Source organism: Pseudoalteromonas aliena SW19, from assembly GCF_014905615.1.
Classification (GTDB): Bacteria; Pseudomonadota; Gammaproteobacteria; order Enterobacterales; family Alteromonadaceae; genus Pseudoalteromonas; species Pseudoalteromonas aliena.
In genome coordinates, this window is the sequence record NZ_AQGU01000018.1 from 85147 (window position 1) to 107975 (window position 22829).

At 38.9% G+C, this 22829-nt stretch carries 18 protein-coding genes; 12 read left to right on the plus strand and 6 right to left on the minus strand.

The window, feature by feature from the left end; genetic code table 11:
* The first annotated feature begins 47 nt into the window (after positions 1 to 47).
* The gene (locus PALI_RS01250) at positions 48 to 1418 is read left to right on the plus strand and encodes a YjiH family protein (RefSeq protein WP_193154548.1); all 1371 of its coding nucleotides are present in this window, start codon (positions 48 to 50) and stop codon (positions 1416 to 1418) included.
* 40 nt (positions 1419 to 1458) lie between these two features.
* Here the strand turns inward: PALI_RS01250 and PALI_RS01255 are convergent, their stop codons facing one another.
* Positions 1459 to 1605, minus strand: coding sequence for a DUF2897 family protein (locus PALI_RS01255; RefSeq protein WP_193154550.1), 147 nt, complete (start codon positions 1603 to 1605; stop codon positions 1459 to 1461).
* Between the two features lie 341 nt (positions 1606 to 1946).
* Between PALI_RS01255 and PALI_RS01260 the strand changes: the two genes are divergently transcribed.
* Positions 1947 to 2540: an MlaC/ttg2D family ABC transporter substrate-binding protein gene (locus PALI_RS01260; RefSeq protein ID WP_193154551.1), complete on the plus strand. Its 594-nt coding sequence runs from the start codon at positions 1947 to 1949 to the stop codon at positions 2538 to 2540.
* Positions 2541 to 2782: 242 nt separating this feature from the next.
* Positions 2783 to 4120 carry an ankyrin repeat domain-containing protein gene (locus tag PALI_RS01265; protein WP_193154552.1) on the plus strand — a complete coding sequence of 446 codons (1338 nt, stop codon included), beginning with the start codon at positions 2783 to 2785 and terminating at the stop codon, positions 4118 to 4120.
* A 543-nt stretch (positions 4121 to 4663) separates the two neighbouring features.
* Here PALI_RS01265 and PALI_RS01270 read toward each other — a convergent pair.
* From PALI_RS01270 to PALI_RS01290, 5 genes are read right to left on the minus strand one after another with little or no spacing between them, the layout of a single operon-like run.
* Positions 4664 to 5110, minus strand: a complete 447-nt coding sequence (locus tag PALI_RS01270; RefSeq protein WP_138584994.1) for a DUF2069 domain-containing protein — start codon at positions 5108 to 5110, stop codon at positions 4664 to 4666.
* On the minus strand, positions 5107 to 5661 hold the full coding sequence (gene wrbA, locus PALI_RS01275; RefSeq protein WP_193154553.1) for an NAD(P)H:quinone oxidoreductase: 555 nt from the start codon (positions 5659 to 5661) through the stop codon (positions 5107 to 5109). Before wrbA ends, PALI_RS01270 begins: the two co-directional genes overlap by 4 nt.
* Positions 5661 to 6008 carry an arsenate reductase (glutaredoxin) gene (arsC, locus tag PALI_RS01280; RefSeq protein WP_193154554.1) on the minus strand — a complete coding sequence of 116 codons (348 nt, stop codon included), beginning with the start codon at positions 6006 to 6008 and terminating at the stop codon, positions 5661 to 5663. Before arsC ends, wrbA begins: the two co-directional genes overlap by 1 nt.
* 53 nt (positions 6009 to 6061) lie before the next feature.
* Positions 6062 to 7519, minus strand: coding sequence for a beta-barrel assembly-enhancing protease (gene bepA / locus PALI_RS01285; protein ID WP_193154555.1), 1458 nt, complete (start codon positions 7517 to 7519; stop codon positions 6062 to 6064).
* A 1-nt stretch (position 7520) separates the two neighbouring features.
* Positions 7521 to 8180 carry a hypothetical protein gene (locus PALI_RS01290; protein WP_193154557.1) on the minus strand — a complete coding sequence of 220 codons (660 nt, stop codon included), beginning with the start codon at positions 8178 to 8180 and terminating at the stop codon, positions 7521 to 7523.
* A gap of 283 nt (positions 8181 to 8463) precedes the next feature.
* Here PALI_RS01290 and PALI_RS01295 point away from each other — a divergent pair, with 283 nt between their 5' ends.
* From PALI_RS01295 to hrpA, 9 genes are all read left to right on the plus strand, one after another.
* The gene (locus tag PALI_RS01295) at positions 8464 to 8682 is read left to right on the plus strand and encodes a hypothetical protein (RefSeq protein WP_193154560.1); all 219 of its coding nucleotides are present in this window, start codon (positions 8464 to 8466) and stop codon (positions 8680 to 8682) included.
* Positions 8675 to 9748 carry an AI-2E family transporter gene (locus tag PALI_RS01300; protein ID WP_193154562.1) on the plus strand — a complete coding sequence of 358 codons (1074 nt, stop codon included), beginning with the start codon at positions 8675 to 8677 and terminating at the stop codon, positions 9746 to 9748. Before PALI_RS01295 ends, PALI_RS01300 begins: the two co-directional genes overlap by 8 nt.
* Positions 9749 to 9873: 125 nt before the next feature.
* Positions 9874 to 12129 (plus strand): aminotransferase class V-fold PLP-dependent enzyme, encoded by a 2256-nt coding sequence (locus PALI_RS01305; RefSeq protein WP_193154564.1) that lies wholly within the window; start codon positions 9874 to 9876, stop codon positions 12127 to 12129.
* Positions 12130 to 12488: 359 nt separating this feature from the next.
* Positions 12489 to 14135, plus strand: coding sequence for a glucose-6-phosphate isomerase (gene pgi, locus PALI_RS01310; RefSeq protein ID WP_193154566.1), 1647 nt, complete (start codon positions 12489 to 12491; stop codon positions 14133 to 14135).
* Positions 14136 to 14394: 259 nt separating this feature from the next.
* Positions 14395 to 15867: a glucose-6-phosphate dehydrogenase gene (gene zwf, locus PALI_RS01315; protein ID WP_077537624.1), complete on the plus strand. Its 1473-nt coding sequence runs from the start codon at positions 14395 to 14397 to the stop codon at positions 15865 to 15867.
* 2 nt (positions 15868 to 15869) lie between these two features.
* Positions 15870 to 16580: a 6-phosphogluconolactonase gene (pgl, locus tag PALI_RS01320; protein WP_193154568.1), complete on the plus strand. Its 711-nt coding sequence runs from the start codon at positions 15870 to 15872 to the stop codon at positions 16578 to 16580.
* Positions 16581 to 16916: 336 nt separating this feature from the next.
* Positions 16917 to 17621, plus strand: coding sequence for a SapC family protein (locus PALI_RS01325; protein ID WP_077537626.1), 705 nt, complete (start codon positions 16917 to 16919; stop codon positions 17619 to 17621).
* Between the two features lie 127 nt (positions 17622 to 17748).
* A complete protein-coding gene (locus PALI_RS01330) occupies positions 17749 to 18780 on the plus strand; it encodes an isoaspartyl peptidase/L-asparaginase family protein (RefSeq protein WP_077538997.1) in 1032 nt (343 codons plus the stop codon).
* Between the two features lie 98 nt (positions 18781 to 18878).
* The gene (gene hrpA / locus PALI_RS01335; protein ID WP_193154570.1) at positions 18879 to 22766 is read left to right on the plus strand and encodes an ATP-dependent RNA helicase HrpA; all 3888 of its coding nucleotides are present in this window, start codon (positions 18879 to 18881) and stop codon (positions 22764 to 22766) included.
* The last annotated feature ends 63 nt before the right edge of the window (positions 22767 to 22829 follow it).

The following is a 22829-nucleotide window of genomic DNA, read 5'->3' on the forward strand; positions in this document are numbered from 1 at the left end:
TACAAAAAGGGCGTTAAGCTCTTTTTGTAGTTTTATAGGTTAACAATATGTCTCAATTACCTACCTCAACGCAGTACGATTGGCGTACTTGGTTTACTTTTTTAGTTCCTTCACTTGTTGGCGTTTTTTTGTTTATGACGCCAGTGCCCACTGGTGAAATAATGACAATACCTATCGCGGTAATGGCCAAAGCAATACAGTCTTATTTTTCAGACTCTGCAAAAATTATTATTACAATAACTATCTGTATAACGGGCGTACTGTCATTTATAACGAGTGTGTTTAAACCAAAAGTATTGTGTAACATATTCTTAATTAATCATTTATTTAATGTTAGTTGGATTTGGCTGGTAACGCGTCTTTTTGGTATGGCATTTGTTTTAATGACCACCTTACAGATTGGACCCCATGCTATTATTTCTGAAAATACAGGTGCACTTGTATTAAACGACTTGTTGCCCGTGTTATTTTCTGTGTTTATTCTTGCTGGTTTATTGTTACCACTACTGCTTAATTTTGGGTTACTAGAATTAATGGGCACCTTACTTACTAAAATAATGCGGCCTTTATTTGGCGTACCTGGACGAAGTGCAGTGAATTGCGTGGCATCTTGGTTAGGGGATGGCAGTGTTGGTATTTTAATGACTGCTCGTCAGTATGAAGATAAACATTACACACAACGTGAAGCAGCTATTATTGGAACCACTTTTTCAGCGGTATCCATTACATTTTGTTTAGTCGTTATTGGTCAAGTTAAGCTTGAATACTTGTTTGCTCCGTTTTATTTAACCGTATGTTTAGCGGGTGTAGTCGCTGCTATCATTGTTCCTCGTTTGCCGCCTCTGCGCTTCAAAAAAGATGTATTAATTGATGGTAGTGCACCTGATGCTAACGCAGAGTTAGTGCCGCAAGGTAAAACATTATTAGGGCACTCTTTAGATGTAGCATTGGCTAAAGCGCATAAAGCACCTGGTTTTATAGGTACGGTTAAAGAAGGTTTACATAATGCCTTTGATATGGTGTTTGCGGTATTGCCTGTGGTTATGGCTGTAGGTACATTTGCGTTAATTATTGCTGAATACACGCCTGTTTTTCAATATTTAGGTATGCCGTTCATTCCATTTTTAGAATTACTGCAAGTGCCAGAAGCAGAGGCCGCAGCACAGACTATTATGGTTGGTTTTGCTGATATGTTTATTCCATCAATTTTAGCCGCAGGTACTATTGAAAGTGATGTTACACGGTTTATAATTGCAGCGATGAGTGTAACGCAGCTGATTTATATGTCTGAGGTAGGCGCACTTTTACTTGGCAGTAAAATACCGGTAAATATTTTAGAGCTATTTATTATATTTATTTTGCGAACGCTAATTACTTTACCTGTTATTGCGCTAATGGCGCATTGGTTAGTCGGCTAAATAATTTTATATTTAGTACGCATTAAAAAGCCCTGATTGATCAGGGCTTTTTTGTGTCTGTTGTATTTTTAATATCGGTATCGGGTTTTTTGAACTCCATTTTTGCAGAGTACTTAACCAGCGCGATATTACCAATAACAACGGCGAAAACACCAGCTACGATTATAAAAATTTGCCAAGTTTGCATAATGATTTCCTTACTTTTCAACAATTTTAAGTGTGACCGTTTTGACTTGTAACATCAATAAAAGATCAACACGCCCTCATCTCAGGATAATAAACTTATCTCAAGCTGATATGTGCAATGAGAGAAAAGTGTCGGTTGTTTATAGAGTGCTAATAGGAATCAATAACTAACCTGAACTCTGGATAGTAAATCTCTTAACCAGAGTTAAGGTTAACTAGTTGAATTGCATTTAGTTATTTTATTGGTGCAAATTGAGCATTAATAAGTTGCTTATTTATGCCTTTTTTGTTGCGTATGCTTCGCGTAAATTACAGCAATATTAATCATACAGACAATTTATTATGAAATTCATTAAGCTATTATTAGTTGTAACTGCATTTTTGAGCAGTTCACTTTTTGCACAAACACAACAATCTCCTGACAGACTTTTGGAATCAGTTGCAGATACATTATTTGCTGACATTGCTAAAGTAAATAGCAATGGGAATGCAAGTAAAGAGGCAATGTCTGAAATAGTCGAGAAACGTTTAATGCCACATATAGACGTTAAATTTGTGTCATTTAAATTATTAGGTAAACATATTAAAGGAATTGAGCGCGAGCAAGCTGTTCAGTTTATTGGTGCGGTAGAGCATTATTTAACAGGTACCTACGCAAGCGCATTAATGAAATACACGGGTCAAAAAGTTGTATTTGAACGTAACAATACAAAAAGCGATTCTGAGTACGCAACCGTTAATACACAAATTATTGAACCAAATGCACCAACAATCGACTTGAGCTTTAAGTTACGATTAGGTAAAAATAATGAGTGGAAAGTATACGATATTGTTGCTGAGGGTATTTCGTTACTCAGTGCTAAGCAAAAAGAGATTATTCAGCGTATTTCGGACGTAGGTTTAGAGCAAGTTACCAGCGAGCTGAAAAAGAAATAAAATAGTTGTCTGGCTCTGATTAAGTCCTACTCCAACCAAAAAAACAGCCAATTTCCTATGGACTTGGCTGTTTTTATATTCTTCAGTGAAGTAATCCAAAAGGATTGTAGTTATTCATCAATTTTGCGCTAGTAGCTAAACAAAGGTGTGCTAGAATATTGCCTCTTTGATTAAGCGTGGTGTCAGCTAAAAGCTGCTATAACTGACTGTCTACCCAAGTACACTGGAGTTGTGTTGTTTTAATGGAAAACGTACTAATTTGGCCAAAGGAATACCCATTACTTATTAAAGGGCTTGTAGAGCAAAATGGTGCCTTTATTTTAGATGCTTTGGAAGCTTGGCCCGCGTGTCGTTCTACTGATGAAGACGATGGTGTGTGCACTACCGTTTTGCCGCCTATTTATTATTTGGCATGGTTAACGCCATTAGAACCTTTCGAAGAATGTTTTTTTCAGCATATTTCTGAATATGACGAAGATGCACAAGCATATATCAATGCGGTTAAAAACCATTATTACGATAATGAATATACTCCTGAAAGTCTTGTGCTTTTGTTGTGTCAACGACTTGAAAAGTATGCAAGCATTGCGGCGCAAAATGCCATAACCACACCTGTTTCATTACTCAGCTTATTTTTTAGTAAGCGCTACTTTACACTGATAGAGCATGCTTTAACTAATGACAGTAAAATGTCGGCCGTTGACACATTAGCACTTTGGAAAGAACTAGATTTTAGAGAGCGATTAAGTTCATTTATTCCAGCATCCATTGCAGATTTAGATAAGTTATCTGAACTTGCCAGTGACAAAGTGGCCAACGGTAAAGATTATTTTACGTTACTGACTCAAGTTTCTCCAGACGTTGACTCTGTCGTCTTACTTGAAAAAGCGTTGTTGACTCATTTACGTAAAAAAACAGCGAAGCAAACTATGGCTATGCGCTTTATAGAGCAAGGAGCCACAGGCACTTTGGCTGATGAGAACGATAAAACCGCTTTTATGTGGGCAGCTGAAAGAGGCTTTGTGAATGTAGTTGAAACACTGCTTTCAAAACAAGACAAGAAAGCCACGGATAGCTTAAGTAACACTGGACTACATTACGCTGTTCATTCTAAAAATGAATCGTTAATGGTGCTGTTAATTAAAGCAGGTTACGACTTTAGAGCCCGCAACAAAGAAGGCTTAAGCTGTTATCGATTAGCGGTAAGTCTTAAAGCACAAAATTTAGTTAAATGTTTAGAACGTGATTTTGGAATAAAAGAGTTATCACCTGATGGGCAGTTTGACCGCATTAAAAAAGTACATGCTTTGCATGCCATTGTTACGTTACTTTTTCCATTGCAGTTATTTTTCTTTTTTGACGATACACTTACTGTAAAAAGTGAATTAACACTGGGTTTAACCATGATCACTGTGGTGTGTTTTTTCTTTGCCATGAGTCTAAAGCGCTGTGCACTTTATCCACATATAAAGCACCCTTGGGGCTTATTTGTGTTGAGAGGGTTCTCGTTAGTTAGCTTAATAGCTCAGTTAGGCTTGGCAGGTATTGTTATGCTCACGGCTTTGAGTGATTTAGTTTAATTTATACCAAACTGCATAAATTTTTGATCAATTTAACGAATTAAATTGCACTATACCGTCGTTAAAATTATTTATTTAGAACAACTAGATACAAAAATTTTTGCCTAGTTCTAGGGCGTGTTGACCTTTGTAGATTGAAATTCGCTCAATCTAGGGGCGGTTTAATCGCGGCGCGAGGTTTGTAACCTAGCGGGCTAAGTCAAAACCGAGCAACAAAGAGTTAATCGTCCCTAGAAAGAACCCAAAGGGCAGCGCATGTTTGGCATTTATACTGCGTTATTGCCTGTTTATGGGGAATAACCACACACCATAGGCTCTGCCTTGCCTAAATACCAAACATGCAGCTGCAAAATTAATCGCTAAAGGTCAGCAGCCCCTAGCGTAATTTTCTTAACGTTAAATAGACCCCATATATAAGCAGATTGGTATTAGATTACTTTTTAAAACAGAGTAATCTTAGTGAATTGGTTCAATAAAAAACACGCTTAAATTAATTTAAGCGTGTTTTTTATTTTTTAGTTCAGTATAAAGAGCCGGTCTAACTTAATGAGTATTATGCTCATTTGCCGCTTTTTCTTCAGCAAGTTCTTCTTTAAGTTTACGAATTTTCAAACCTAGCTCTTGTCCGCGATGTCTGGCGTAATACGTACAGCCAATAAACATAGCAGATGCAAATACCAGTTCCAATAAAACCCATATTAGCTCATCAGGAGCAACCCACAGCATGGTAAGTCCATGAATAAAATACAGCATGACAATAAAGTTTGCCCAAGCATACGTGTATGTATTGTCTTTAATTATTCCTCTAAGAGGCAACAATAGCGGAATAATAGGTAAAAGCAGAGATATTAAGTCGACTGGACCTTCTTGAGGGGGGACAACATACATCCACAGTGGCATTAAAATAAACAGTCCGATATAGCCAACTATCGCAGTGCGTTGAAATTTAATTGTAATGGGCTTTTTAGCTGGATTTTGGGCTGTATTCATTGAAGTTTTCTCGCAATTTTTGTGAGGCGCTTACCTACGCTTTGGCATATTTTAATTTCGTCTTTGCTTAGCTGTGCGCTGTTACTGCTTCCAGCAACATGACTCGCACCGTAGGGCGTACCGCCTGTTTGCGTGGCTAGCAGCTCTGGGACATCGTAAGGCACCCCAAGTAACATCATACCGTGATGCAGTAATGGCAGCGATAGATTAAGTAAAGTGGCTTCATTCCCGCCATGCATACTGCTCGATGATGAAAATACACAGCCGGGTTTATCTATTAATTGACCTTTTAGCCATAGATCACTGGTGGTTTCCCAAAACGCTTTTGCTTGAGAGGCCATCATGCCAAATCGTGTTGGTGTACCAAAGGCAAGCCCATCGCAGTTTATCAAGTCGTCTTTGGAGATCACTATATCATGCGCGTTTTTAGCCACAAACGTACGCAGCAAGGCGGTAGCGCCTTGTTGCTCTATCGACTCAGCTATTTCATGGGCCATGGCTTCAACGGAGCCATGGCTTGAGTGATAAAGTACCACTATGGTTGTACTCATTATAAAACGCTTAGTACGTTTTCTGGTGGGCGTCCAATTGCTGCTTTATTATTATTGACGACAATAGGGCGTTCAATAAGCTTGGGATTTTGAACTATTGCATTAATTAGTGCATTTTCACTTGTTTCATCTTTTAAATTCAGTGATTTGTAATCATCTTCTTTGGTGCGCATTAAATCACGGGCTGATGAAAAACCAAGCTGACTAATAAGTGTTGTTATTTGTTGATGAGTTAATGGTGTTTTTAAATACTCGACAATTGTCGGCTCAATAGAATTATTTTGTAATAAAGCAAGCGTTTCACGTGATTTAGAGCAACGCGAATTATGATAAAGGGTAACAGACATAAAATGTATCCAAAGTGTGAGTTGCGTCTATTTTAGGGCAAGTGCTTGCAGACTTAAAGTCTTGCAAGCTCTTTTTGTAAACGACGGTATTGGGTAAGTAATGCTTTTAATCGTTGCTGTTTTATAAGCTCTGTAGGCTCTACGAAGTTAAGTGCTTTTTGGATTTCATCAGCAGCTTTTAAGTATGCTCCATATTGCGATAAAACATCGGCATTCGCCTCATGATACGCCGCGAGTTTATCTTGTTTTTGATAAGCATCGGCAAGTAGCTGCTTTCCTAAGCTGTGCTCTGGCTTTTCAAGTAAAAAACTTTTAAGTATATTTTCTGCCAGCTCATATTGTTCTGCCTCAAGTGCAGCATTAGCATAGTTAAGTGTAATAACTTGATTGTTAGGGCGATATTTGTTGCGTTCGGCTAAAAATGTAACCGCTTCAGCCGCATTTTTTTGAGCGATAAATAAATCGGTTTTAGTATCGATATAAAAAAGGTTTTTAGGATCATTTTTTAATAACTTATCTAAAATAGGCTGTGCTTCATCTAATTTATCTTGATCCAGTAGGCTAATAGCTAAACCGTATTCTAGTGCAACGCTATGGTAACTCTCTTCACGCATTAATTTTCTAAATAAGGATTCAGCATCTTCTGGTTTGTTATCGTAACGGGCAATCACTCGGCTTTTGGCTAAATCAAAATCGAGGCTGGCAGGTAAGCGACGCATAGGAAATTGTTCTGCACGTAAGCGTACATCAGATACACGACTCTCTGGTAGTGGGTGAGTTAGCAAAAAAGCTGGTGGCTTATACTTGTATCGAATTTGCGCAGCTAGTTTGGTTAAAAATTCACTGGATGCACGCGCATCAAAACCTGCATTATTAAGTGTTTGCATACCGATACGGTCTGCTTCTTGCTCAGCCGAGCGGCTATGTGTTAATTGGCTAAAAGCAGATTGCGTTTGACTTGCTGAAATAATAGCAATGCCTGCATCGGGTGCCACAACAGTTGCTAATATACCGGCAATCATACCCGCAATCGTCAATGCGCTATTATCCTGTTGTTGTTGAATTCTACGGGCTAGGTGGCGCTGGGTTACATGGGCAACTTCGTGACCAAGGACCGAAGCGAACTGACTTTCGTTATCAGCTTGCGCAATTAAGCCTGTATGAACGCCGACGTGCCCGCCGTAAAATGCAAATGCGTTTATTTCAGTATTATTTATCCAAAAAAACGAAAACGGAAACCGGACATCATTCGCGTTAGCAACAAGCTTACGACCAATCGTTGTTAAGTATTCATCAAGCACAGGGTCGTTAATTACAGGAGAAGAGCCACGTATTTGCATCATCATCACTTCGCCAACAGCACGCTCTTTTTCGAGCGGAAGAGCTTGTAATGCAGATGTGCCTAAATCAGGAAGCGTGAAATTAGTTTGTGCTTTTAAAGGCTCACTGACTAATAAGCTAAATGTGATCACGGCACTGCATAGCGCGGTAAAGGCTGATTTTAGTTGCATTTTATTCCTTATTAACCGATTTACTAAGGGCATTTGTACTTATTTTATCGTCATTTTCATGACTGTCTTTTTCATAAGATTGGTATAGTTCTTTTATTGTGACACCATCGAGCTTTACAACGTTCAATTCGCGTTGTAAAAAAGCAATAATTCTATTTACTACTTTATGAGCATGTAAAATAAGCGCTTTATCAGCTTTATCGCCGGTTTTAAAATAAAAGCCAATAAATGTATGCAGCTGGTTTATGCGGATCAAGTTTTTCATGACAAGCGGGTCCCATTCTTTAAAATCTATAAAGTTGCTTCCCTTTATATAGTGATCCGTTATTTCTTCTGTGGAGTAAGGCTGAGCCAACAGTTCAAACCCTCTGTCAGTGAAAACGCGGTGAAGGTTTATACGCGGTTTACTTTGGTTATGCATATCACCTGGGTTGACTTCCTGACCATCGACTAAATCTGTATTCCAATTACGTTTATCAAGTAATCTTTTAACCGCATTATCAAATCCATGCTCTAAAATACCCTCGGATTCGCTGATTGATGACGCAACGAGATGATAAAACGGTGCGAGATCACCCCAATTAATTTGTTTTTTAAAAAAATTAATGTCTTTGAGTGTTGGATTACTTGGAAGGTGCGCTTTATTATGAGGGCTGGGCATTAATCGGTCCTTACAGCTAACTATGGTATAAGGATAAACCATTGCGGTGGTTGTTTTAAGAAAAAGTTACATTTGTTCGCATCTTATACCAATTCGGCACAAGTATTTAAACAATTTAATGTATTAAATCACTCCATCACGTCGTTGAAGTTTTTTATTTCAGAACAAATAGATATAATTTTTTATCGTTAAATAAACGCAATATTTAAGCAAATTAGTATAAGGCGTTATTAGATTGAGGTTATACCGCTTATTATTCATTTAACACATTGGAAATGTGGGTATGTTGAAACAAAATTTACGCATTTACAAATGCCCTCAACAATTTATTCAGTTTAAATTAGGGTTACGTAAAGCATCATCGTTAAAACAAAGTATTATTTTTAGTTTAAATAATAATGAAGACATAAATGATATAGAACGATTTTTGAAAAAAAATTCTTATCGTTATAATTTAAATAAACAACACGGGTTGTTATTAGTGGAGCCATTACATGTTTGAATATGTAAAAACATGGTACGAAAGGAAGTTCTCGGATCCTCATTCGGTTACCTTATTATTTTTGTTATTGGCCTCTGTTGCCTTGTTGTACTTTTTTGGCTCGTTAATTGTTCCAGTGTTGGTAGCTTTGGTTATTGCTTATTTACTTGATTGGCCCGTTATACATCTAGAACGTTTTGGTTTAAAACGATTTACAGCAACCGTCATTGTAATGCTAATATTTACCGGCATTATGCTCACGCTTATTTTGGTCATTGGCCCTGTGCTTTGGAAGCAAACGAGTAACTTGGTGCAAGAAACGCCTCATATGGTTGAGCAAGGTAAGTCTTATTTAATGGCTTTACCCGAGCAATACCCACGTTTAATTAATCTTGAACAAGTACAAGCAATTGTTGCAACGGTTGAGACTAAAGTTATTGATTTTGGTCAAGTTTTGTTGTCGTTTTCATTAACGTCTTTAAAAGATGTCGTAGCTTGGCTGATTTATTTAGTGCTTGTGCCACTACTTGTGTTTTTTATGCTCAAAGATAAATTAGAACTGACAGGAAGCGTAGCTAAATTGATCCCTCAACAGCGACGTTTGATTTTACAAGTATGGAATGAAATGAACCAACAAATCATGAATTATATTCGTGGTAAAGTGTTTGAAATTTTGATTGTAGGCGGTATTTCATTTATTGCGTTTACGGTCTTAGATTTACGTTATGCGGCGCTACTTGGTGTACTTGTCGGTTTTTCGGTGTTGATCCCGTTTGTAGGGGCGGCGCTTGTGACTATTCCTGTTGCAGCTGTGGCCTTATTTCAATTTGGATTAGAAACCCAGTTTTGGACTATTTTAATTATTTACGGAATTATTCAGGCGTTAGACGGTAACGTGCTTGTCCCATTACTTTTTTCTGAAGCGGTTGATTTAAACCCCGTGTTTATAATTGTAGCGGTGCTATTTTTTGGTGGGTTATGGGGCTTTTGGGGGGTGTTCTTTGCAATCCCTCTGGCTTCGTTAGTAAAAGCGCTAATAACAGCTTGGTCATCAACCCATGAAGAGCTTACTAAAGAGCTCGCATAATAGATTTTTAGTATAAAAAAGAATAGTAAACGCACCTCTAGTGCTAATTGATTATTACTCATTCCCCTGAAATTTATGTATTATTGGGAATAAGATATATTTTTTAGTAATAAGGTGCGTTTTTAATGTCTGAGTTTTTATTGCACGATGAGCCAGTAACACAAGTTTACCTTGATGCAAACGCAACAACGCCAGTATTGCCTTGTATTGCTGATGTTGTTTCTCATACCATGCAAATTTGTTTTGGTAATCCTTCCAGCCCTCATATTACGGGTATTCAAGCAAAACATTTATTAGAACAAACACGCCAAAAAGCACGCACGGTTATTGGTGCAAACAGTGGTGATATTTTATTTACCTCTGGTGCGACTGAAGGTATTCAAACTGCGGTGGTCTCTACGCTTATTAACGCTAAAAAAAATCTGATTAAAAACCCTGTGCTGTTATACGGCGCGACAGAGCATAAAGCGGTCCCAAACACGTTAAAACATTGGAACAGTGTGCTCGAAATCAATGCACAAGTGTTAGCTATTCCTGTGGATAGTAATGGTATTTTAGACTTAGATTTTATAGCAAAGCACATTAACAACGCGTTGATGATCTGCACCATGGCGGTTAATAACGAAACGGGCGTATATCAAGACTTAAATGCTATTGAACGCACAATTCGTAGCCGCAACAATGATGTATCGTGGATGGTTGATTGCGTTCAAGCATTAGGTAAGCAAGCGTTAACATTGAGTGACACAACCATAGATTACGCACCGTTTTCTGGGCATAAACTGTATGCGCCTAAAGGTATTGGCTTTTTATACATTCGTGAGGGCAGTGCATATACGCCTTTTATTGCCGGTGGCGGTCAAGAAAGTGGTATGCGTTCGGGAACCGAAAACCTACCGGGTATTGCGGGCCTAAATAAACTATTTAGTATGTTGCTTGATAAATCTGAGCGCACATTTAAATCGGCTGATGTACTTAACGCTTATCGTAGTCAGCTGCAAAGTGCCATTGTAGATACCTTTGGTGATATTACATTTAATCATGATTTTACTTGTAGTGTGCCAACGACACTGAATTTTGCTGTTAACGATTTAACCAGTAAAGAAGTTATAGACTTATTTGATGCGGCGGGAATTCGTGTTAGTGGTGGCTCTGCTTGCAGTACAGGTGCATCAACCAGTTTTGTTTTAGATGCAATGGGTGCAAGCAAGTGGCAAAGCGAAAACGCGATTAGGCTATCGTTTGGGCCTGCGGCAACGAAGGAAGATATTGATCATGCTTGTACGCGTATACGGGCTCTTAAGGTGATATTGCAGGCGAATTGTTTAATAGTATCTGACAGTACAACACCTCAGCAAGAAGTGTGCGCGCTTGGTTTAACTCAGTTTAGGCACTTAGGTGCATGTAGTTGGCTTTATGTGAGCGATAACAAGCAGGCCGTTATTATTGATCCCATAATAGAGCTTATTCCTCGCTTTGAAAAAATAGCTAATACGCAGAACCTTTTTATTAAGGGGGTATTAAATACGCATATGCATCAAGAGCGAAGTTCAGCAATTACTTTGTTAAGCAGTGTACTAGCTGATCGTATCCTTAAAGCCGATGTTGATGAGCTAGGCTGGCCTATAAATGAGCAACACATAGCATTGGGCCAAGATGTGTTAGAAAAAATAACCACGCCAGGGCATAGCCAAGATAGTGTTAGCTATATTCTTAAAAACGCTAAAAGTAACATGAGTTACTGTTTTTGTGGCGATTTGATACTACCAGCAGGTTTGGGTAATACATCACTTATCGGTGGTGATGCTAAAAAAATGGCGGAGTCTATTTTAAAGCTAGACGCACAATTAAATGACACGAGCGTCATTTGTTCGGGCCATGATTACCAACAATGCTTTGCTATGAACTGGGCTGTACAACAAGCACAAACGCCATTACTAAATGCATTGATCACTCGTGGTATTGATACTGATGAATTTGCAGTTAAAAAGCAAAGTTACGATGCAGTTAAACAAGTTAATAGTACACAATTGTGTGGTTATGTAAATGCACTGCCTGAAATTGAGACACAACAACTGAGTTTTAATGACGCTAAAAAAATGTTAAAAGCAAGTAATACCTATTTAATAGATACTCGCGAACCATATGAACATGATGCTAATAACGTGGCGCAGTTATTTAATACAGATGATGATAAAACCCTCAACATACCGTTGAGTCGTATGGCGAATGCCATCGTAGAAGAGCAGTTAAGTAAAAGTAAGCACTATATTTTATTGTGTCGCAGTGGTAACCGCTCAAAAGTAGCGGCCACTAATTTAATACAATTGGGTTATAAAAAGGTTTATAACTTAAGCGGTGGGTTAGCGCTGAGTCATTAAGTACATCGTAGGTGCATATTAAATCGGCTTAAATGGCCGATTTTTTATTTAAAGGGAATTGCTAAAATATTGCGCAAAAAAATTAGTAAGATTCATTAATATTTCATTTTAACCAATTAAGCTATTTCTGCGCCTTTAAAATTGTAGGTCAATTAATTTATAATTTTTTTATGATACCGGTGTCAAAAGCTAAAATTTGCGTTATCATCTGCATCTAAAATTATAAAAACAGCACTTTTTTTGCGTTTCTAGCTAAACTATTAACGGCATTTTTTTAGTGTTAACAATCCGTGTTTAGAGTTTTGTTTTTATAAAAGTAAATTTAAATCAATTGGTTGAAAAAATTAAGGGGTGTTTCCATGTCTAACCGAACGCAATTAGCAAGCTGGCAAGCACTAGAGAAAAGTGCAGCTAAGATGAAGCAAACTCATCTTAAAACGTTATTTGCACAAGATGACACACGCTTTTCTCAGTTTTCGACTCAAATACCCAGCGTATTATTCGACTACTCTAAGCAACTTATTGATAACGATGTTTTTGCTAACCTAATGTCGCTTGCTAAAGAATGCGATATTGCATCGTGGCGCGATAAAATGTTCAGTGGTGAAAAAATTAACATCACTGAAAATCGTTCAGTGTTACATACGGCGCTGCGTAATCGTGCTCATACGCCACTTTTTGTTGATGGTGAAGACGTAACACAAGCGGTAGATAACGAATTAGCTAAAATTAAAACATTTGTTGAAAAGGTACGAAGTGGTAACTGGGTAGGTTATACCGGTAAAACTGTAAAAGATGTTGTAAGCATTGGTGTTGGCGGCTCTAACCTTGGGCCACAAATGGCCACTGAAGCACTTAAAGCATTAGCTGACGATACACTAAATGTGCATTACGTATCTAATGCTGATGGCGTTCAAATTGCATCTGTTTTAAAAGCAATTGACCCTGAAACAACGTTATTCGTTATTTCCTCAAAAACATTTACGACATCAGAAACCATGACCAATGCAAAAACAGCCGTGGATTGGTTTTTAGAAACTGCGAAAAATGAAAGCGCAATTGCAAAACATTTTGTTGCGGTAAGTACAAACTTAGAAAAAACGGCAGCCTTTGGGATTAGCGACGAAAACGTATTCACTATGTGGGATTGGGTAGGCGGTCGCTTTTCACTTTGGAGTGCGATAGGCTTACCCATTGCGTTGTATTTAGGGTATGAGGCTTTTGAGGCGATTTTAGAAGGCGCGTTTGAAGTAGACGAGCATTTTAAAGCAGCAGAATTTGAGCAAAATATACCATTAATCATGGCGTTGCTTAGCGTTTGGAATACCAGCTTTTTAGGTTATAAGGCACAGGCTATTTTACCTTACGATCAAGCGCTTCATATGTTGCCAGCTTATTTACAGCAAGGTGAGATGGAAAGTAACGGTAAGCATGTTAATTTTGCCGGCGAAACTGTGCCTTATACTACAGTTCCTATTATTTGGGGCATGACGGGTATTAATGGTCAGCACGCGTTTTATCAGTGTTTACACCAAGGTAATGTAGTCGTACCTGCCGATTTTATTGCATCAGTTAAACCACAAGTGAATGTTGATAAGCATCATGATATTTTATTATCAAACTTCTTCGCACAAACAGAAGCAATGATGAGTGGTGTAGATGCAGCGCAAGTTACTGCTGATTTAACCGCTAAGGGTAAATCGCAAGCGCAAATAGATGAATTGTTAAATCATAAAATTCATCAGGGGAATCGTCCAACAACGTCTATGCTATTGGATACAGTTGATGCTAAAGCAGTAGGGCGTTTAATTGCGCTGTATGAACACAAGATTTTTTGCCAAGGCATTATTTTAGAAATATGTTCGTTTGATCAATGGGGTGTTGAACTTGGTAAAGGTCTAGCATCTAAAATTGAAAGTGAACTCACTGACGAAAGTGTTAAACACACGCACGATAGTTCTACAAACGGCTTAATGGCGTACTACAAGCAAAACCGTACGCAGTAAAAATTCGCTTACGAGAAGTAAGTAAACCGAGTACCTTTGAACGGGTAGCGCTGGAGTACTTAGGGTCTGTATTTTTGTGAGAGGAGATACAGAGCCCCTAAGGCTCATTTAATTAGCGCAGATGATAAAATAAAAATAAAACATCATTAACTAAGATCAATTCAGCAGGCTTTTTGAACATAAAGTCAACATCATCCAAGAAGTGGCATACCTTCGTGCCGTATGGCAGCGATGGGTATCCTAAACGTAGAGAGTAACGATGCTTAATCCTTTTGATATTATAATTTTTGGGGGCGGTGGTGACCTTGCGTTACGCAAATTATTACCTGCAATGTATCGAGCATATCAAGAAGGTAATTTACCTGAAGGCTCACGTATTTTGCCAACGGTACGCGAAGAAAGTAAAAAATCCGAGTACATAGAAACAGCACACAAGGCTTTACAAGAATTTTTAAGCAAAGGTGAGTTTAACGCTAAAGATTGGAAGGCATTTTCTACTTATTTAGTGCCTGTGGTGAGTAATGTTACCGAAGCTGATAATAACTGGGATGTGCTCAAAAATATTTTAGATGAGCACGATAGCACTAAGTCTCGCGTGTTTTATTTATCTCTTCCGCCAGCGGTATACGGCACTTGCTGCGAAATACTCTCTAGCAAAGGTTTAATTACACCAACATCACGCGTTGTAGTCGAAAAGCCAATTGGTTATTGTGGTGAATCTGCAGAAGCAATCAACTCTAAAATTGCAGAGTTTTTTGAAGAAGAGCAAATCTTTCGTATTGATCACTATCTTGGTAAAGAAACAGTACAAAATTTAATGGCACTGCGCTTTTCAAACTCTTTGTTTGAAAACATGTGGGATGCTAAATCAATAGATAACATTCAAATTAGCTTATCAGAAACAGTGGGCCTTGAAAGCCGTGCTGGTTTTTACGATAAAGCTGGCGCACTGCGTGACATGGTTCAAAATCATTTATTACAACTACTGTGTTTAGTTGCAATGGAAGCGCCTAATAAATTAAATGCAAATAGTATTCGTAACGAAAAATTAAAAGTATTAGAAGCGCTTCGTCCACTTATTAGTGGTGACGTTGATGAGCACACAGTACGTGGGCAATATGTACCAGGCGACTTAAATGGTAAAATTGTACCAGGCTATTTAGAAGAGCTAAATGAAGGCTCAAGTAAAACAGAAACCTTTGTGGCTATCCGTGCACATATCGATAACTGGCGTTGGGCAGGAGTGCCATTTTACCTTCGCACCGGTAAGCGAATGACGAAACGTTGTGCTGAGATTGTGGTTGAATATAAAAAAGTATCTCACAATATATATGAAGATAACGTAGGTAATATTGAACCAAACCGCCTTGTTATTCGTTTGCAGCCGGAGGAAACAATTCAATTAACGCTGATGTCTAAGCGTCTTGACAACCTTGAAATGCAGCTTGAGCCTGTCACCATGAACATTGAGCTTTCGCAGGCTTACAGCAATGGCTTTCATTCAGATGCATACAAACGCTTAATGCTGGATGCGGCTGCGAATAACCCATCGCTATTTATTCACCGAGATGAAGTTCGTCAAGCATGGAAATGGATTGATCCGATCATCGACCGCTGGCAAGAAAAAGGCAAACCGGCGCTTTACCGTGCTGGGAGCTGGGGTCCAGATGATGCTGATGAATTATTGGCTGAAAAAAATCATGTGTGGTTTAACACCGGTGAAAAGGCATAAATATGGCAACATTAGTTGAGAAATTTTTTGATAATAAAGATGCGTTGACGAAAGAGCTTTCAGCAACGCTTGAGCAATCACTGCGTGACGGCATTGAAAACGACGGCCGTGCAGTACTCATGGTATCAGGCGGTTCATCACCAGCAGCGGCCTATAAACACTTATCAACGCTTGATTTAGATTGGAAAAACGTTGATGTTGCTATGGTTGACGAACGCTGGGTAGACAATACACATGAAAAAAGTAATGAAGTGTTTATTAAAAATACATTATTACAAAACTACGGCAGTGCAGCTAACTTTATTACCATGAAAAACGAAGCGGCAACCGCACAGCAAGGCCAACGAGTATGTGACGCAGCATACAGTGCGTTAAAAACGCCATATGATGTGACCATTTTAGGCATGGGCCCAGACGGCCACACTGCATCGTTATTCCCAAATGCAGAAGGTTTAGAAGACGGTTTAACAACTTCGCAGACAGTATGTGCAATTAATGCGATACAAAGTGATGTGACAGGCAGTATCACTGAGCGTATGACTTTAACGTTAAATGCCATTGCGCAATCTAAAGTAGTTAAGCTTTTAATTAGTGGTGAAGAAAAACTGGCTGTTTATAAGCAAGCAAAAGCGGGTGGTGATGTCAATGATATGCCACTGCGCGCTGTGCTTAACCACCCAAATATAAATATTGAGGTATATTGGGCTCCTTAATCTAGGCAAAAATATAACTTTATGAGGCAGCTTTCGTAGGCTGCCTTTTTATTTGCTTAAATTTAAGCCTAAACACTGCAAAAAAATAGTCTTGAACTGTTAACCAATGTTAATGAATCTCTGTGGTTTGTATTAAAATCAACCATGAAATGTATTGTTTTTGAACAGAAATTATGAGTTTGAGTCGTATGTTTTTTAGCAACGCTTAGATTTAGTTAAATTTTATTTTTTCATGACGGTTGTCATAAAAGTTTCCCTTCCTTTTTTAGCTCAAAAGCATTAGCCTAAAGGTATTAACAATGAAACACATAAATTAAAAATAAACGGAGCAGTAACATGGCGGAGCAACAAGTACAGGCTTTACACAATGAAAAACATGCCAACACTAAAATTAAAAATGGCATCAACGTAGAATTTATGAAAACGCAACATTTAGTGCCAGTAGTTGCACATGAGTTTGCACGTGTAGCCAATGAATTTCCTATGTCTTTTGTTAAAAACAATGAAAGCGACACGTTTCAAGCTGTTGCTATGTTTGGTCTTGAGCCAGGCGAAAATTTATTTGTTGAAAATGGTAAATGGACCGCAGCATTTGCACCTATGGCAACGACTCGCTACCCATTAGGCCTTGTTAAACACCCAGAGCAAGATCAATTCGGTATTGTAATTGACGAAGCTAGTTCGCTTGTTGGTGAAGAAGAAGGTAATGCGTTATTTGAAAACGGCGAAGAAACTGATTACTTAAAACGTCGTAAAGAAGCGCTAGTATCATTTATTGAATTTTCTCAAGTGACAGATGCATTTACTAAATTTCTTGCAGAGAAAGAACTTTTAGTTGCGCAAACACTGACTGTTGACATTAAAGGCGAGAAAAAAGATATCAATGGTATTTACCTTATTGATGAGAAAAAGTTAAACGAGTTAAGCGATGCTGATTTCCTAGAGCTTCGTAAACGCGGTTATTTAGCACCAATTTATTCTTTCTTAACGTCAACTCATCAAATTGCACGTTTAGCGCGTTTAAAAGCTCAACAAGCTTAATTACAAACACGTTAAATTTTAAAAAGCGCCTAAAGGCGCTTTTTTTGTACCATTAAACTCACTTTAGTTGAAATTAAGCTCGCAACCATTCACATTAGCTTATAAATCACTCACACAAGAACTTATTATGAACACATCGTTATTAGCTATTTTTGCGAGCAGCTTTTTTGCTTTAAGTCATAGCGTATTAGCTGCAGAGACTCCATTTGCCATCGCGATTCATGGTGGTGCAGGCACAATTGAAAAAGCAAAATTTACGCCCGAGCAAGAAAAAGCGTATCGCGCTAAACTAACCGAGGCAGTTGAGGCGGGTTACAAGGTACTTGATCAAGGTGGCGAAAGTTTAGATGCGGTAACGGCTGCAATTACGGTATTAGAGCAATCGACTTATTTTAATGCGGGACGTGGAGCGGTTTACACTTACGATGGTAGCCATGAACTTGATGCCTCTATTATGGATGGTCGAAACCGAGAAGCTGGGGCAGTTGCGGGTGTAAAACATGTTGAAAGCCCAATTAGTTTAGCGCGTTTAGTCATGGATAATTCTGTACATGTCATGCTCAGTGGGCAAGGCGCTGAAGAGTTTGCTAAAGAGCAAGGCGTTGAGCTTATCGAAAATAACTTATTTGATACCGAATTTCGTTACAAGGCACTTCTAAAAGCAAAACAAAAATTAGATAAAGCGAAAGCAACGAGCAAAGAGTACCAAGCTGCGCACAAAGCTTTACCTGACTCTTATAAAATGGGTACGGTTGGCGCCGTTGCGCTTGATAAAAACGGTAACTTAGCGGCAGGTACATCAACAGGAGGCATGACGGCAAAGCGTTATGGCCGTATCGGCGATGCCCCCGTAATTGGTGCCGGCACTTTTGCTGAAAATGCATCATGTGCTGTTTCAGCCACTGGGCATGGTGAGTATTTTATTCGTTATAACGTAGCTAGCGATATTTGTGCGCGTGTTAAATATCAAAATAAAACCATAGAACAAGCGGGCGATGAAGTCATTAACAAAGTGCTTGCCCCTATTGGCGGCACTGGAGGCGTTATTATTGTGGATACGAAAGGAAATATTAGTTTGCCATTTAATACCTCAGGCATGTATCGCGCGAGTAAATCAAATACACAAGCAACTTACGTGGGTATTTTTAACGATGAATAAGCATATATATCAGCAGTTATGCACTTTGTAGGATTAACCCAGAGCGTTTAGTTTGATACAATTAACGCTCTATTATTAAAATTTTATAAGGTATGCGGGTGGTAAACCTAGGTCAGTTGTTTGGCGAGCTAAAAACGTGCTTAAAAAAAGATCAATTCATTTTCAAAAAACGCTTACATGGCGTAAAAAAAATAACCGATGAAAACAAGCATGCCAACGCGCTTGAAAAAATAGCGGCTGATATAACCCGTAGCCAAGAATTACGCGATAAACGCTTAGCGGGCCTTCCTAAAGTGACTTACCCTGAGCAATTGCCAGTAAGTCAAAAAAAGGAATTAATTAAAGACGCCATTGCAAATAACCAAGTGGTTATTATTGCAGGTGAGACGGGCTCAGGTAAAACAACTCAAATACCTAAAATGTGTTTAGAACTTGGTCGTGGTGTTGATGGCTTAATAGGTCACACTCAACCACGACGATTAGCTGCGCGAACGGTGGCTAATCGTATTGCTGAAGAAATGAAATGTGAACTTGGTCAGCAAGTGGGTTTTAAAATTCGTTTTAGCGATCAGGTTTCTAATAATACCTACGTTAAACTAATGACTGACGGTATTTTACTGGCAGAGATTCAGCAAGACCGATTTTTAAATCAATACGACACCATCATTATTGATGAAGCGCATGAGCGTAGTTTAAACATCGATTTTATTTTAGGTTATTTAAAAAACTTACTTCCAAAACGCCCTGATTTAAAAATAATAATTACCTCTGCAACCATCGATCCTGAGCGCTTTTCAAAGCACTTTGATGATGCGCCAATTATAGAAGTATCGGGTCGAACTTTCCCTGTTGATGTACGTTACAACCCAACGGCCGATATTAATAAAGATGATATGGAAGCCGAGGGCGATCAGCTACAAGGTATTTTTGATGCCGTTGATGAGCTGTGCGCAGAAGGCCCCGGCGACATACTGATATTTTTAAATGGTGAGCGTGAAATACGCGATACTGCTGATGCGCTTAGCAAGCGTAATTTAAAACACACCGACGTATTGCCGCTTTACTCGCGCTTATCTAACGCAGAGCAAAACCGTATATTTGCGCCACATTCTCGTCGTCATATTATTTTATCGACCAACGTAGCCGAAACGTCACTAACCGTGCCTGGTATTCGTTATGTCATAGATCCAGGTACTGCGCGTATAAGCCGCTACAGTTATCGTACAAAAGTTCAGCGCCTGCCAATAGAACCTATATCGCAAGCAAGTGCTAATCAGCGTATGGGTCGTTGTGGACGTGTTGAAGCGGGTATTTGTATTCGCTTGTACTCTGAGGATGATTTTTTATCGCGCCCAGAGTTTACCGACCCTGAAATACTGCGTACTAATCTTGCGTCTGTTATTTTACAAATGTTGGCACTTGGCCTTGGCGACATGGCGCAATTTCCGTTTGTGCAAGCGCCAGATAGTCGTAATATAAGTGATGGTTTATCGTTATTAGAAGAGCTACAAGCAGTAAAGCCAGACAAACGTGATAGCAAAACGAGTTTAACCGCTTCAGGTAGAGAGCTTAGCCGATTACCGGTTGACCCTCGTTTAGCTAAAATGGTACTTACGGCCCATAAACTTGGCGCATTGCGTGAAGTGATTGTTATTGTGGCGGCGCTGTCGATTCAAGATCCACGCGAACGCCCGCAAGAAAAACGTGCTGCAGCTAACGAAAAACACGGTCGCTTTGACGACCCAGATTCAGACTTTATCGCTTTTTTGAACTTATGGAATTACCTAGAAGAGCAGCAAAGCGAGCTGACTAACGGCCAGTTTAGAAAGCTGTGTCAAAAAGATTTCCTAGCCTATATGCGTCTGCGTGAGTGGCAAGATATTGTTTATCAAATAAGTACTGTGTGTAACGAAATGGGTATGAAAGCAACCAGCCAAGCGGCTGATGGCGAACTTGTTCATAAAGCGTTATTAAGCGGAATGCTAAGCCATATCGGTTTTAAAGATGAGAAACAAATATACAAAGGCGCACGCAATAGCCAGTTCCATATTTTTCCAGGCTCGGGCTTATTTAAAAAGAGTCCTAAATGGATAATGTCAGCGGAGCTGGTAGAGACTAGTAAATTATATGCTCGCACCAATGCAAAAATAGACATTAACTGGGTAGAACCATTAGCACAGCACTTAGTAAAACGCAGTTACACAGAGCCACACTGGGAGAAAAAGCCTGGTGCGGTAATCGCGTTTGAACAGCAAACTTTGTACGGCCTGCTCGTTGTAAATAAACGCCGCTGTGTTTACAGCAATATTGATCCTAAAGTGAGTCGCGAGCTTTTTGTACGCACTGCTTTAGTTGAGCAAGAGCTGGGCTTAAACGAGGGCTTTTTAGCGTTTAACCGTGAGCTTATTGAAGATATTCAAGTACTGGAAAATAAATCGCGTCGTCGTGATATTTTAGTTGATGAGCAAACATTATTTGAATTTTACGATAAAAAAATACCAAAAGAGATTAATAATCGCGCTGCATTTTTAAAATGGTATAAAACGCAAAAGCAACAAAATAAACATTACCTACATATGACTCGTGAAGAGTTAATGCAGCATGGCGCAAGTAATATAACCGAGTTTGACTACCCTGACACATGGCAGCAAGATAATATTATATTACCGCTTGCTTATCATTTTGATCCAGGCCAAGCCGTTGATGGTGTTGCGGTACAAATACCGGTAGCGCTGCTAAATCAAGTACAAGAAAGTGGCTTTGATTGGCATATACCTGCCTTTAGGCATGAACTAATAAGTGGGCTAATAAAGTCATTGCCTAAATCGCTTCGTCGTAATTTTGTACCCGCGCCGAATTACGCTGATGCGGTACTTGCAGCCATTGAGCCAATGCAAGGGAGCTTAATTGATGCATTAACGACGCGTTTATTGAGAATGACCGGTGTAAAAGTTGATATAGAAGCATGGGATTTAACCGCGCTTGCACCGCATTTACGATTGCAGTTTGAAGTACGTGATGAGCACGACAAGTTACTTGCACGAGGGCTTGATTTAGACAAGCTTAAAGCACAGCTGCAAGGTGAAGTAACCGAAACACTGTCTAAAGTAGCCGATAAAGGCATTGAAAAATCAGACCTAACACAATGGGATTTTGGTGAGCTGCCAGCGTCATACGTTAAAAAGCAAGGTCAATATGAGATAAAAGCATACCCTGCGCTGGTGGATAAAAAATCAGCCGCCGCAGTGGAACTTTTTGATAGCGAAGCAAAAGCGCAGCAAGCACATCAACAAGGTCTGCGCCGTTTAGTTTTACTCAATGTGCCATCGCCAATTAAGTACTTACAACAAAACTTACCGAATAAGGCAAAGCTGGGTTTGTACTTTAACCCATTTGGTAAAATCGCTGATTTAATTGATGACTGTATTGCCGCTGGTGTTGATAGTTTATTAGTAAAACACGGTGATATACGTGACGAAAAATCATTTGAAACAGTAAAAGAGCAAATACGCGGTGACCTAGGCGATGCCGTTGTATCGATTGCAACGCAGGTTGAGCAAGTACTCAGTATTGCTCACGCGCTGCATAAAAAAATGAAAGGGCGCGTTGATTTAACCATGATAACCGCGCACGGCGATATAAAATCACAACTTGAGTCACTTATATTTAAAGGTTTTGTGAGTGGGCATGGCGCAGATAAAATAACAGATTTAATTCGTTATTTAAAAGCTATTCAAAAACGCTTAGAAAAATTACCTGTTGATCCTAATCGAGATAGATTATGTGTATTGGAACTGGATAAAGTTGCTCAAGAATACAAAAAATTAGTGAATAAAACGCCCAAAGGCATGCCAATACCACAAAACATAACGGCAATTTTTTGGATGCAACAAGAGCTAAGAGTTTCTTTATTTGCCCAAACATTAGGAACTCCTTATCCAATATCGTCGAAGCGAATTTTAAATGCGATAAAAGAAATTGAATAAAGCTTGCATTTCGTATTAAGCTTAGTACCTTAATGGAAGGATTTATTTTTGCTTTGAGAAGGA

Excerpts from the sequence above, each read along its gene's own strand:
- PALI_RS01250 (WP_193154548.1), top strand. The coding sequence starts at position 48 with ATGTCTCAATTACCTACCTCAACGCAGTACGATTGGCGTACTTGGTTT.
- PALI_RS01255 (WP_193154550.1), bottom strand. The coding sequence starts at position 1,605 with ATGCAAACTTGGCAAATTTTTATAATCGTAGCTGGTGTTTTCGCCGTT.
- PALI_RS01260 (WP_193154551.1), top strand. The coding sequence starts at position 1,947 with ATGAAATTCATTAAGCTATTATTAGTTGTAACTGCATTTTTGAGCAGT.
- PALI_RS01265 (WP_193154552.1), top strand. The coding sequence starts at position 2,783 with ATGGAAAACGTACTAATTTGGCCAAAGGAATACCCATTACTTATTAAA.
- PALI_RS01270 (WP_138584994.1), bottom strand. The coding sequence starts at position 5,110 with ATGAATACAGCCCAAAATCCAGCTAAAAAGCCCATTACAATTAAATTT.
- wrbA (WP_193154553.1), bottom strand. The coding sequence starts at position 5,661 with ATGAGTACAACCATAGTGGTACTTTATCACTCAAGCCATGGCTCCGTT.
- arsC (WP_193154554.1), bottom strand. The coding sequence starts at position 6,008 with ATGTCTGTTACCCTTTATCATAATTCGCGTTGCTCTAAATCACGTGAA.
- bepA (WP_193154555.1), bottom strand. The coding sequence starts at position 7,519 with ATGCAACTAAAATCAGCCTTTACCGCGCTATGCAGTGCCGTGATCACA.
- PALI_RS01290 (WP_193154557.1), bottom strand. The coding sequence starts at position 8,180 with ATGCCCAGCCCTCATAATAAAGCGCACCTTCCAAGTAATCCAACACTC.
- PALI_RS01295 (WP_193154560.1), top strand. The coding sequence starts at position 8,464 with ATGTTGAAACAAAATTTACGCATTTACAAATGCCCTCAACAATTTATT.
- PALI_RS01300 (WP_193154562.1), top strand. The coding sequence starts at position 8,675 with ATGTTTGAATATGTAAAAACATGGTACGAAAGGAAGTTCTCGGATCCT.
- PALI_RS01305 (WP_193154564.1), top strand. The coding sequence starts at position 9,874 with ATGTCTGAGTTTTTATTGCACGATGAGCCAGTAACACAAGTTTACCTT.
- pgi (WP_193154566.1), top strand. The coding sequence starts at position 12,489 with ATGTCTAACCGAACGCAATTAGCAAGCTGGCAAGCACTAGAGAAAAGT.
- zwf (WP_077537624.1), top strand. The coding sequence starts at position 14,395 with ATGCTTAATCCTTTTGATATTATAATTTTTGGGGGCGGTGGTGACCTT.
- pgl (WP_193154568.1), top strand. The coding sequence starts at position 15,870 with ATGGCAACATTAGTTGAGAAATTTTTTGATAATAAAGATGCGTTGACG.
- PALI_RS01325 (WP_077537626.1), top strand. The coding sequence starts at position 16,917 with ATGGCGGAGCAACAAGTACAGGCTTTACACAATGAAAAACATGCCAAC.
- PALI_RS01330 (WP_077538997.1), top strand. The coding sequence starts at position 17,749 with ATGAACACATCGTTATTAGCTATTTTTGCGAGCAGCTTTTTTGCTTTA.